Annotated in this window: 8 protein-coding genes and 1 pseudogene; 5 read left to right on the forward strand and 4 right to left on the reverse strand. The window is 63.4% G+C overall.

Features of this window, described 5'->3' with window-relative positions:
• Nucleotides 1-5 precede the first annotated feature (5 nt).
• The 4 genes and pseudogenes from ACYG97_RS15145 to ACYG97_RS15160 all read left to right on the forward strand — a co-directional run bounded on the left by ACYG97_RS15145 (nt 6) and on the right by ACYG97_RS15160 (nt 4,746).
• Entirely contained in the window at nt 6-1,190 is a 1,185-nt protein-coding gene (locus ACYG97_RS15145; protein ID WP_023733270.1) for an LLM class flavin-dependent oxidoreductase, read from the forward strand.
• A gap of 9 nt (nt 1,191-1,199) precedes the next feature.
• Nucleotides 1,200-2,239 (forward strand): annotated as a pseudogene (locus tag ACYG97_RS15150) (ABC transporter substrate-binding protein).
• Between the two features lie 15 nt (nt 2,240-2,254).
• Entirely contained in the window at nt 2,255-3,475 is a 1,221-nt protein-coding gene (locus ACYG97_RS15155; protein WP_023733271.1) for an acyl-CoA dehydrogenase family protein, read from the forward strand.
• An 8-nt stretch (nt 3,476-3,483) separates the two neighbouring features.
• Nucleotides 3,484-4,746, forward strand: coding sequence for an FAD-dependent oxidoreductase (locus tag ACYG97_RS15160; RefSeq protein ID WP_023733272.1), 1,263 nt, complete (start codon nt 3,484-3,486; stop codon nt 4,744-4,746).
• A 33-nt stretch (nt 4,747-4,779) separates the two neighbouring features.
• On the opposite strand, the gene ACYG97_RS15165 is transcribed toward ACYG97_RS15160, so the two are convergent.
• Nucleotides 4,780-5,871, reverse strand: a complete 1,092-nt coding sequence (locus ACYG97_RS15165; RefSeq protein WP_023733273.1) for a rhodanese-like domain-containing protein — start codon at nt 5,869-5,871, stop codon at nt 4,780-4,782.
• On the reverse strand, nt 5,868-7,226 hold the full coding sequence (locus ACYG97_RS15170) for an LLM class flavin-dependent oxidoreductase (protein ID WP_023733274.1): 1,359 nt from the start codon (nt 7,224-7,226) through the stop codon (nt 5,868-5,870). The genes ACYG97_RS15165 and ACYG97_RS15170 overlap by 4 nt, the downstream gene beginning before the upstream one ends.
• Nucleotides 7,227-7,411: 185 nt before the next feature.
• Here ACYG97_RS15170 and ACYG97_RS15175 point away from each other — a divergent pair, with 185 nt between their 5' ends.
• Nucleotides 7,412-8,866, forward strand: coding sequence for an FAD/NAD(P)-binding protein (locus tag ACYG97_RS15175; RefSeq protein ID WP_050590372.1), 1,455 nt, complete (start codon nt 7,412-7,414; stop codon nt 8,864-8,866).
• 80 nt (nt 8,867-8,946) lie between these two features.
• Here the strand turns inward: ACYG97_RS15175 and ACYG97_RS15180 are convergent, their stop codons facing one another.
• Together ACYG97_RS15180 and ACYG97_RS15185 are read right to left on the reverse strand one after the other, a co-directional pair.
• Entirely contained in the window at nt 8,947-10,542 is a 1,596-nt protein-coding gene (locus ACYG97_RS15180) for an ABC transporter substrate-binding protein (RefSeq protein WP_023733276.1), read from the reverse strand.
• Between the two features lie 94 nt (nt 10,543-10,636).
• Nucleotides 10,637-12,232, reverse strand: a complete 1,596-nt coding sequence (locus ACYG97_RS15185; protein ID WP_023733277.1) for an ABC transporter substrate-binding protein — start codon at nt 12,230-12,232, stop codon at nt 10,637-10,639.
• Nucleotides 12,233-12,416 lie beyond the last annotated feature (184 nt).

Here is a 12,416-nt window from a genome sequence, read left to right on the forward strand (position 1 = left end):
TCGCCATGACGCTCGCCCATAAGCCTGGTTCCATTGTCGGCACGCCCTTCTTCAGGGCGCCGACCGACTATCCCGACAGCCCGCTGTCGAAAGCGCTTCAGCAGCCGGTGCTGCTCGGGCTGTTCCTGCCGATCCAGGCCGGTGGTTGGACCAACTCGACCCTGGAGCGTTCGACCGACTGGCGCTTCGACTACAATCGCGACCTGACGCTCAGGGCGGAAGAGCTTGGCTTCGACCTTGTCTTTGCGCTCAGCCAATGGCTGCCCAAGGGTGGTTATGGCGGTGTCTTCAACGGCCAGGCGCTTGACAGTTTCGTGTCCATCGCAGCCATGGCCGCGATCACCAAGAGGATCATGCTGATCTCGACCATGCATGTTCTCTACGGCCCGTGGCATCCGCTGCATCTGGCGAAATTCGGCGCTACTCTCGACCACATCTCCGGCGGCCGCTGGGGCATCAATGTGGTCACCGGCCATCGCGCCGTCGAACACGAGATGTTCGGCTGGAACCGCATCGAGCATGACCGCCGCTACGAACTTGCCGCCGAGTTTGTCGAAGTGCTGCAGCGGCTGTGGCAGGACGACGAGAATTTCTCCTTCTCCGGAGAATCGAGCTGGAAGCTCAATGGCGGCTTTGTCACGCCGAAGCCGAATTACGGCCGGCCGATTCTGGTCAACGCTACCGGCTCCGACGCCGGCATTTCCTTTGCCGGCCGTTACTCCGACATCGTCTTCGTCACCAGCCCGGCCGGCTCAGACATAGCCAGCGCGCTGGAGGCGCTGCCGGCGCATACCAAGAAGGTAAAGGACGCGGCCCTCGGTGTCGGCCGCACCGTGCGCACGCTTCTCAACCCGCTGGTCATCAGCCGTCCGACCGAGAAGGAAGCCTGGGCGGTCGCCGACCAGATCGTCGCCCATGCCGACAGCCGCACGCCGAAAGGCTTCCAGACCTTCAACAGCGACGCCCAGGCCTGGAAAGGTCGAGAAGGCCGTGACGATCCCTACGCCAAGGTCGGCGGCAACATCTATCTCATCGGCACGCCCGAGCAGATCGTCAACCAGTTCGTCAAGCTCAAGGACGCCGGCATCGACGGACTGCAACTGTCCTTCTTCGACTTCAAGCCGGATCTCGAATTCTTCGGCGAGAACATCCTGCCGCTGATGAAGCAAGCCGGCCTGCGCAACGTCTGAGGAGCAATCATGACCACGACTGCGATCTCCGAAATCTGGTACACACGCTGCCCGGTGCCGACGCCTGTCGGACTTGCGGCACAACTCGGGCTTCTCGACGAAACCTTCCGCAAGGAAGGGATCGAATTGAAGTCGATCATCTACTCGCCCAACCGCGATATCCGCCAAAGCCATTTCAACCACACGCTCGACTGGTCGTTCCGCCACGGCGGCAACGTGCCGCCGATCCGTGCCCGTTCCGAAGGGCGCAAGACGCGTCTCGTCGGCATCACCTGGACCGACGAGTTCCAGGCCATCATCGCCTTGCCCGGCTCCGGCATCAAAACGACCAGAGACCTGAAAGGCCGCCGCTTCGGCATCGCCCGGCGTCCCGAAGGCATCGTCGACTTCATGCGGGCGACGGCGCTGAAGGGCCTGGTATCGGCGCTGTCGCTCGAGGGCCTCAGCCATGCCGACGTCGAGATCGTCGACATCGCGCTGACCGACAGTGTGCTCGACAGCCAGGAAGGGCCATCGTTGTTCGGCCTCAAGCGCAAGCAGGCCTATGGCGAGGAGGCAGCAGCCCTGATCCGTGGCGAGGTCGACGCCATCTATGTCAAGGGCACGGCCGGCATCAATGTCGCCAATCTGATCGGCGCCATCCAGGTCGCCGAATTCGGCTTCCACCCGGAGCCCAATATCCGCATCAATTCCGGTTCGCCGCGCGTGCTGACCGTCGACGATTTGCTGGCCGAAGAACGCCCCCCGATCTGGTCGCTCGGCTGATCGAGACGATCCTGCGCGCCAGCGCCTGGGCCGAGGCGCATCCGGAAGAGACGCGGCGCTTCGTCGCTCGCGAATCCGGCGCCACCGAAGAGCAGGTGCTGGCCGCAAACGGCCCGGATGTTCACAAGCATCTGGGCCTTGGACTGCAGCCCGAACTCGTCGCGGCGGTTTCCCACTACAAGAATTTCCTGCGCGACTGGGGTTTTCTCGCCAGCGATTTCGACGTCGAGGCCTGGGTCGATCGCCGGCCACTCGATCTGGTGAACATTCGCGCCGCCGCCTGAAAGGATGCCAACTTCATGACCTCGACAATTGCTGAGTTCCCACAACTCCTCGACACCGTAGCGAGCCTTGCCGACGACTTCGCGCTGACCGCCGCGCATCACGACGCGACCGGAGAATTCCCCTTCGCGAATTTCGACCGGCTTCACCAGGCCGGGCTGCTTGGACTGGTCACGGCGCGCGAGCATGGCGGCTTTGGCGGCGGGCTGACGGAAGCACAGGCGGTGATCGCCGAGATCGGCCGCGGTGAGCCGTCGACGGCGCTGGTGCTGGCGATGCATTACAACAGCCAGTACGCGCTGCGGAAATCCGGGAAATGGCCGCGCCATCTGGTGCAGCGGATTGTCGAGGCCGGCCGTCTCGGCCCTGCGTTGATCAATGCCGCGCAGGCCGAGCCGGGGATCGGCTCGCCCGCCCACGGCAAGCCGCCGGAAACCATTGCCCGGCGTGACGGCAATGTCTGGCGGATATCCGGCCACAAGAACTACGTCACCGGCATTCCGATCCTGAAATGGGTGAACTTGCTGGCGCTGACCGACGAGCCGCAACCGCGCCTCGCCTCGTTCCTGGTGCCGACCAATGCGCCGGGATTGCGTATCGAAAAGAAGTGGAACGCCGCCGGCATGCGGGCCACCGCCAGCGACGATATCATTCTGGATAATGTTGCTGTTCCTGCCGAAGACATTACCGAGGCACAGCCGGCGTCCGAACCGCTGAGGCGCGAAGAGGGTTCGACGGCGTTCTTCTTTTCGCTGATCGGCGCCGTGTACCACGGTGCGGCCCGCGCTGCCCGTGACCGGCTGGTCACCTTTGTCACCACGCATGCGCCGGCAAGCCTCGGGGCGCCGTTGTCGACCGTGCCGCACATCCAGGCAGGGCTGGGCGAGATCGAGGTCCGGCTTGCGACCAGCACGCGGTTGCTGCGTTCGCTTGCCGAAGATGTCGATGCCGGCCGACCGGTTGGCACTGACGGCATGACGGTCAGGCATGTCGTCATCGACAATGCCGTTGCCGTCACCTCGCTGGCGCTGGAGCTTGCCGGCAATCCCGGCCTAAACAGAGACTTCCAGCTCGAGCGTCACCACCGCGATACGCTGACCGCCCGCTCCCACGCACCGCAGAACCACATGATCCGCGCGATCGCCGCCAAGGCGGCGCTCGGTCGCCACGTCGCCGGCCAAGTGGCCGAGAAGCCGGCTGTTGCCGCCGTCAGACCCAGGTTCGCGGCGGTCGGGTGAGCAACGTCATGGCATCCGAACATGTCGACGTCGCCATCATCGGCGGAGGTCCCGGTGGCCTGACACTGGCGCAGGGCCTGAAGAAGAACGGCATCAGTGTCGCGGTCTTCGAGAAGGATCGCGCCCGCACCGATTATGTCCAGGGTTTCCGCCTGCGCATCCGTCAGCGCGGCATCGATTCGCTGATCGCCAATTTGCCGCCAGAACTCTACGAGGCTTTTGTCGCCACGCTCGGCCAGGCGCCTGATCGCAACATCCTGCTCGGCGAGAATTTCGAGACCTTGGGCGAGGATGCCTGGGGCGGCGGCAACGCGCCCGGCGAGCCCGACGATACGCATATCGAAAAATCAGTGAGCCGCATCACGTTGCGCCAGGTGCTGCTGTCCGGCCTCGACGGTGTCGTGCGCTACGGCAAGGTCTTTTCACGCTACGAGGAGCAGCCGGACGGTTCGGTAACGGTGCATTTCGAGGACGGCTCGACAATCCATGCCGATGTGCTGGTCGGTGCCGACGGCGCCCGCTCGCGCGTTCGCCAGCAGTTGGTGCCGCATGCGGGGAGCTTCGACACCGGTGTCAGGCGCCTGGCCGGCAAGATGACGCTGCATGCGGCAGCCCTTCACCAGATCTCGCCGCTGCTGCTCGACTACAATGCCAGCGTCAGGCCGACAGAAGGTCATGGGCTGATGGTCACCAGCCACCGCGTCAATGTCGAAGCCTATCATAGATATGGGCTGATCGGGCTGGACGACGACACCCACAAGGACATTGCCGGTTTCCATTTCAACAACACCACCAGCTATGTCTGGTGGAACACCGCCTATGAGAAGGACGAGCTTGCCACGGATGACGCGCTGGCAAAGCTCTCCGGCGCCGAACTGCTCAGCCTGCTGATCTCGAAGATCGGCCACTGGCATCCGGAGCTCCTCAACCTCATCCGCTATACCGATCCGTCGACGGTGGCGCTGCTGCATGTCCATAGCTCCGAACCAGTCGATCCGTGGCCGACGAAACAGGTGACGCTGCTGGGCGACGCCATCCACGCCATGACCTATTTCCGCGCGCTTGGCGGCAACACCGCGATCTACGATGCCGGGTTGCTGGTGCCCGAACTCGTGGCCGCCAAACGCGGCGACAAGCCGCTTCTCCAGGCACTGTCGCACTACGAGGCCAGAATGCTGGAGCACGGCGCCAAAGCCGTGCGTTCTTCGCTGACCGCGATGCAGAAGAACGTGCTCTCAGGCCGCCGCCGTCAACAGGAAGCCGCCGAATAGCGCCTCGAAGAATCGGCTGACAACGCTCCTGCTCTACGCCGCTTCCACCAGGCTGGCCGATCGGAAATCATGCAGGAGGATGGCGATCTCGAAGCCGCGCCGCTGCAGCCAGTGCGCCGTCGTCGCCGCGCGGACACCAAGCAGATCGTCGATCAGCACGATGCGGGCGCCGCGCACGGCGATGGTGCGATAGGCGACGCCGAGCAACTGCCCGCCCTCCGACGCGATCGACCCGGCAATGTGCGCTTCGGCGAATTCCTCCGGTGTGCGCACGTCAAGCAGGTAGGTCGTCCGCTTCTCGTCCTTCGCCCAGGCTGCCGCGGTCGCCGCATCGATGCGCGGAAAGCTGTCGCCTTCGGCGAGTTTTGCGATGTGCTCTCCGGCGAAGCGCTTCGCGTCCTCGCTGGCCGAACCATACCCAGCAGTCCTGCCGGTCTCGAGCGCAAGGCCGGCCTCACGCCACGCTTTGGTGCCGTCGTGCAGATAGGCAACCCTGTTGGGCACACCGGCGTCGATCAGCGTCTGCGCGCCGATGATTGCGCGCGGCAGGCCGGCACAGGAGACAACCACCTGCGTCTCCGGCGACGGCACCAGGTCGGCGAAGCGCAGCACCAGTTCGGCGCCCGGCACGCTGATGGCGCCAGGCACATGGTCCTTGTCGAACTCCGCTACCGTCCGGCTGTCGAGGATCACCACGTCGGCGACTTGGCCTTTGAGCGCTTCAAGTTCGTCGACGGTGATGACCGGCGTTCCTTTCTCGTCGCGGATCGCCAACGAAAAATCGACGCCCGGCGTGTCGAAGGTCGGCAAGCCGTCCAAGCCGCCTTTCGTCCATTCCGGAATTCCACCGGCCAGTGCGAAGAGCTGGCTGCGTCCGCGCCCGGTCAGTCGTTCGACAAGTCGCTCGGCAACGCCGCTGCCGTCATCGGCCAGCACGGTGCGCACCGCTTTGCGCGGGATGAAGCGGTCGATCTCCGCCTCGACCTGATCTGCGGGCAGATTGGTGGCGAACAGCGGCGATGCATATCCGACAGCCGCGCTGTCTCTGATATCCAGCACCGCCAGTTCCTCGCCGTCCGCCAGCCATTGGCGAAACGTTGTCGAGTCGATCGTCGTGTCGCTCATGATGCTTTCCTCTCTTGCTGTTCGGCGGCGCCACGGACCGGACGCGCAAGGCCGAGATTCTCGCGCAACGTCCTGCCTTCGTAAGCAGTGCGAAACAGGCCGCGCCGCTGCAGCTCCGGGATGACGAGGTCGACGAAATCGGTGAGGCCCGTCGGCAGGATCGGCGGCATGACGTTGAAGCCGTCGGCCGCCCCGCCGGCAAACCACTCCTCCATCATGTCGGCCACGTCTTTTGGCGTGCCGACGATCTGGAAATGGCCACGTGCACCGGCAACGGCGAGGTACAATTGCCGGATGGTCAGGTTCCGGCTTGCGGCCAATTCGGAAACGACTTTCAGGCGGCTCTTCACCGAATCTGAACTGCCGAGTTCCGGCAACGGCCCGTCGAGCGGATAGCCGGAAAGATCGACGCCACCGAGCAGTCCCGAGACCAGCGCCACGCTGACCACCGGATCGACGAGGCGCTGGATGGCGTCGAACTTGTCCTCGGCCTCCGTGCGTGTCGGCGCGACGACCGGGAAGACACCGGGCATGATCTTCAAGGAATCGGCAGAGCGGCCAAAGGAGCCCAGCCGGCCCTTCAGCTCGCTGTAAAAACCGCGCGCCGATTCGATGGTCGGATGGGCCGTGAAAACCACCTCCGCCGTGCGCGCCGCCAGGTGCTGGCCGGCATCGGACGAACCGGCCTGGACGATGACGGGATGGCCCTGCGGTGGGCGGGCGACGTTGAGCGGTCCTTTGACGCGGAAATGCCTGCCGACATGGTCAAGAGCATGGATGCCGTGCCGGTCGATGGCGATCCCCGAAGCCTTGTCGGCGACGAAGGCATCGTCGTCCCAGCTGTCCCACAGCTTCTGCGCCACGGCGACGAACTCTTCGGCGCGGTCGTAGCGATCGGCATGAACGGGGTGCTGGTCGCGGCTGAAATTGGCGGCCGCGGGCGCATCGGCCGAGGTGACGACATTCCAGCCTGTCCTGCCGCCGCTCAGATGGTCGATCGAAGCGAATAGCCGCGCCAGATGGAAAGGTTCCCAATAGGTGGTTGACGCTGTCGCGACGAGCCCAATCCTTTGCGTGATGGTCGACAGTGCCGACAACAGCGTCAGCGGCTCGAAATGCACGACATGGCCGGTGCGTTCGAAAGTCTCGATCGGCTGCTCGCCATTGCGCGCGCTGAGGCTGTCAGCGAGGAAGACCATGTCGAAGAGACCGCACTCGGCAGTGCGCGCGGCGTCCGCATAGTGTTGAAAACTCAGGCCCGGATTGGCCGGCACATCGGGATGGCGCCAGGCGGCGACATGATGGCCGGGTCCGCGAATGAAGGCTCCAAGCCTTATCTTTCGATCTTCAGTCATCAGTGGTTCTCGGGCTGGTCGCAAAGGGCTCTCCTATCTAGCGCCTGCCAAACGCGCTGAGCGAAAGAATGCCTTTCGCCAGCTGGCAATTATTGTTTTTTGACATCGGGTTACGGGGAAGCACGATGGTCGCCGCCGAGGCGATGGGCTAGAGCCACGCACCGTCGGCGTCGCAAAGGTCCTTGATGCTTCATACCCCCTCCTCCCCGCCTTCGATCATCCCTCCGCGTTCGACCCCGCGCTCGATCATCATCGTCGGCGGTGGCTTTGCCGGCGCCCTTACCGCGATCAAGCTGCTCGATCGTTCGACTGAGCCGCTGGCGATCACCATCATCGAACGCCGGGCCCAGCTTGGTCGTGGCGTTGCCTACGGCACCGCCGATCCGCAACATCTCGTCAACGGCGCGGCGCGCATCTTCTCGCTGCATCCGGAGGACCCCGATCACCTCATTCGCTGGCTCGAGGCGAATGGGCCGGAGCACGGCTGGACGCCGCCCGAGGATGTCCATGACTCCAGCCCGCCGCGTTGGCTGTTCGGCAGTTATGTCCAGTCGGAACTGACCAGGGCTGTCAGGGAAGCAGATCCGCGTTCCTTGCTGCGCCACATCAAGGCATCCGCCGTCGACATGCTGACCGGTCCGTCCGGAGTCTGCGTCGGCACCAGCGACGGCCAGCAATTGCTGGCCGATGAGGCCGTGCTGGCGACAGGTGTTTTTCAGAGCGAGCCGTCGGCCACCGAAGCACCAATCATCAACGATCACCGCTATGTCGCAAATCCCTGGGATTCGGCAGCACTGGATCGGCTCGCTGGCAGCAGGCAATTGCTGCTGATCGGCTCGAGTCTCAGCATGGTCGACTTCGTCGCCAGCATGGAGGCGCGCGGCTTCAAGGGCAGCTATCGCGTCGTGTCGCGGCGCGGACAGATCGTCGAGCCTCGGCGCAATACCGAAGCGTGGCGCGATTTTCTTGCCGGGCGGCCGCTGCCGAAAACCACGAGGGCGCTTCTTGCCTTGGTAAAGGCCGAACGCCGGGCCATCGAGGCCGCCGGGCTGGACTGGCAAGGGCTGCCTTTGACGATCCGGCCGTGGATCCTGGCTCTGTGGCAAGGCGCCACCGACAAGGAGCGCCTGAAGTTCGCACGCCATCTGCGCGCTTTCTGGGACGTCACCGCGCATCGAGCGGCGCCGCCGAGCTTTGAGCGCGTCGCACTGGCGCAAAGCCAAGGCCGTTGGGCGGGCGGCGCCGGACGGGTGCTGGCACTGCATCCGCGAGCCGGCGGCATTGTCGCCGAGATCCGCTGGCGCGATAGCGGCGCGGTCGAACGGCTGCGTTTCGACGGTGTCGTCAACTGCCGGGGCCATCAGGAGCATGACTGGCGGCGGATCGCCGATCCGTTTGTCCAGAGCCTGCTGGAGAACGGCATCGTCAGGCCGCATGCGACCGGGTTCGGCATCGACGCCACGCATGACGGCCAGGTGATTTCCGGCGACGGCAGGACCCACGGCAATCTGTTTGCCATCGGCCATCCGCTGCGCGGCGTCGCCTGGGAATCGAGTTCCATCGGCGAACAGCTGGCGCAAGCCATCGCCCTTGCCGGCCTTCTGGTCGGCTCCAGCCCAAGGCTGCGTGCTCTGGCCTGACCGTTCTGCACCTCAAGACCATAGAAACGAAAAGGGCCGCGTCGAGACGCGGCCCCTTTTCTTGCTGATGTCCGCCGGGTTCAGGCGTTCGGATCGATATATGCGTCTGCGAAACTGGCCGACAGGCCTTCAGCACCCGGCGCGTAATTCTTGACGGTCTTGCGGGCAATGATGATGGTCGGCGGTGCGATCAGATTGATGATCGGCAACTCGTCGGCGATGATCTCCTGGAACCTGAAGAACAGCTGCTTGCGCTTGGCCTCGTCAAGCTCCACCGATGCGGCCTCCAGCAGCCGGTCGACCTCAGGGTTCTCGTAGTGCGCGCCGTTGGAGAATGGCAGCCCGATCTTGATGTTCTTCGACCAGTAGAGCCGTTGCGCGCCGGCGCTGGGGTCAAAGATGTTGCCGCAGGATTCCGTCGACAGGTCCCAGGTGCGATCGGTGTAGATGGTTTTGACATAGGTGCCGAAGTCGAACTTCTGGATCTCGGCGTCGATGCCGATCTTGGCTAGCGCCTGTTTGAGGAAGTCAGCATAGCCCCATGGGTTGTAGGGGTTGTTGGTGAGCCTGAGCTTGAAGCGGATGCCGTCCGCTCCGCGCTTGAAGCCAGCCTCGTCGAGCAGTTTTTCCGATAGCGCCGTATCGACGGTCGCCGCCTTCACATCGGGATCGAAATACTTCTTGTTGACGACGCTGATCGGTGTCGGCGACACTTGGCCATAGCCGTAGAACACGATGGCATTGATCGCATCGAGATCGATGGCATGCGCGATTGCCTGACGGACCTTCTTCTCCTTCAGGATCGGGTTTTCCAGGTTGATGATCAGCTGGTGCAGCGGGCCGCTATAGGCAAAGACGGTGCTATCGACGACGAACTGCGGCAACGCCTTGAACCGCTCCAGATCGGCAAACGCCACCGGGTTCGGGCCGATGTCGACTTCACCCGTCTCGAGTGCCGCGGCGCGCGCGCCGGGATCGGTGATGAAGCGGAAGATGATCCGGTCGAGATAGGGTTTTGGCGCATCCCAATAGGTCGGGTTCTTCTCGACGATGATGTGGCTGCCCTTGACCCATTCCTTGAGCACGAACGGTCCACTGCCGATGATCTGCTCGAAGGACGGATCGTCCGCCGGCTTCAGCTTCTCGTAGATGTGCTTGGGCACGACGGGCGATTCCGTCGCGGCCAGCCCCGAGATCAGCGCGGCGGACGGTTTAGACAGTTTGATTTTCACCACATGCGGATCCGACGTGTCGACGTCGGTGACATTCTGGAAGGTGATGCGTCCACGCGGATGCGCTTCACGCAGTCGCGAGATCGAAAAGGCCACGTCTTGCGATGTCAAATCATGGCCGTCGCTGAATTTCACCCCCGGCCGCAGCTTGAAGACATATTCGAGCCCGTCATCGCTGATCGACCATTCGGTGGCCAGTTGCGGCCTTGGATTGAGGTCGTAGTCGTAGGCGAGCAGGCCGTCGAAAATCTTCGGCCCGATGGTGGCCGGTCCACCGGCGCTGGTGTTGATGGAAACGATCTGGTTGGGCTCGGGATAGTAGACGAAATTGAGCGTGCCGCCCGCCACCGGCTTGGCGTCTTCGGCAAAGGCCCCGGCAGGTAGGGCGGTACTCGCGCCGGCCAGCAGCAGGAACTGATTGAACAAGCGTCGGTTGATGGTCATGGTCGGTACTCCGCGTTTGCGCGATTTGTCTTTATGGGGAAAAGTCGGGATCGGTGGTTTCACGCACCGATCCAAGGCAAGGCAATCCGAGCGCCTATGCGTTTGGCGCGAGCCAGATCTGCGCGAAGCTGTTGTTGATGCCTTGCGCTCCGGGTGCGAAATCCCTGACCTTCTTGTTGGCAACAATCTGGGCACCGGCCGCAACGAGGTCGACCGACACCACGTCGTCATGGATGATGTGCTGGAACTTGTACCAGAGCTCGCGCCGTTTCGTTTCGTCGGGCTCGATTGCGGCGGCTTCGAGGATCTGGTCGACCTCGGGGTTCGCATAGTGGCTGGCGTTGGAGAAGACGAGGCCGATCTTGAAATTCTTCGACCAGTAGGCGCGCTGGACGCCGAGCGTCGGATCAAAGGTGTTCGACAGCGACTCAACCACCAGGTCCCAGGCGCGGTCGGTGTAGACGGTCTTCAGGAACGTCGACAGATCGAGCTTCAGGATCTCGGCGTCGATGCCGACCACTGCCAGCGACTGCCTGATGAAATCGGCATAGGACGCCGGCAGGAACGCGTTGTAGGCGAGCCGGAGCTTAAAGCGCGTGCCGTCGGCGCCGCGCGGATGGCCGGCATCGTCGAGCAGTTTCTCCGCCAGTTTGGGGTCGGGTTCGCGCGCCTTGATGCTGGGGTCATACCATTTGGGCAGTGCCGTGCTGATGGGACTTGGCGATACCTGCGCATAGCCATAGAGCGCAATGTCGACCAGCTTCTGCAGGTCGATCGCGTGGGCGATGGCCAGACGCACGTCGCGCTTGGTCAGGATTTCGTTCTCGTAGTTGAAGAACAATTGCTGCTGCGGGCCGGAATAGGCATAGGTGTTGGTGTCGACGACCAAAGCGGGGTTGGCCTTCAGCCGCTCGATATCGGCCAGCGGCACGGGATTGGCGCCGATATCGATCTCGCCGGTTTCAAGAGCCGCCGAGCGTGCCGCCGGGTCGAGAATGACATGCAGCACGACGCGGTCGAGGTAAGGCCTTGGCGCATCCCAATAGTTCGGATTGCGATCGAAGATCAGATGGCTGCCGGGCACCCATTCCTTGAGAACGAAGGGGCCGGTGCCGATCGTCTGTTCCAGCTTGGGCTGTTCTGCCGGCTTGAACGTTTCGTAGACATGCTTCGGCACGATCGGTGATTCCGAACTGCTCAGCGCCGTGATCAGATAGGGCGCCGGCTTCGAAAGCACGACAATGGCGGTGTGCGGATCGGGCGTCTCGACCGCTGTCACGTTCTGGTAGGTGATGCGGCCGCGCGGATGCGCCTCCTTCAGCCGGAAGATGGTGAAGGCAACATCTTCCGAGGTGAAGTCCTTGCTGTCATGCCACTTGACACCCTGGCGCAGCTTGAAGGTGTAGCGCAGGCCGTCATCGCTGATCGACCACTCCGTGGCCAGCAGCGGTTTCGGGGTGAGGTCGTAGGCGAAATCAAGCAGGCCTTCATTCACCTTGGGGCCGATCGCCTGGCCGGTGCCTGACGAGGTGTTGATGGCGATCAGCGACGTCGGATCGGGATAGTAGGCCCAGTTGAGCGTGCCGCCCTGAACGGGCGTGCCTTCGGCTGCAAAGGAAAAGCCGGGCAATGCGAAGCTCGCACCGCCAAGCAGCAAGAGCTGGTTGAAATGACGACGATTGACAGACATGGTCTTGGGCTCCGGAAAACGGATTGCATCCGGCGGCCGAACGCACTCCGGCGCCTCGACGCAATGATCCCTGCCGTCGCGCAAAACCGGAAGAATGATTTTCTATCGTCGGCCGAAAGCGCCGCTTTGCACGACTGGTTCATTCCAGGCCTGCGAAGCCGACCGACACCCAAATCGGTGCTGC

It is taken from the genome of Mesorhizobium sp. W067 (genome assembly GCF_054719525.1).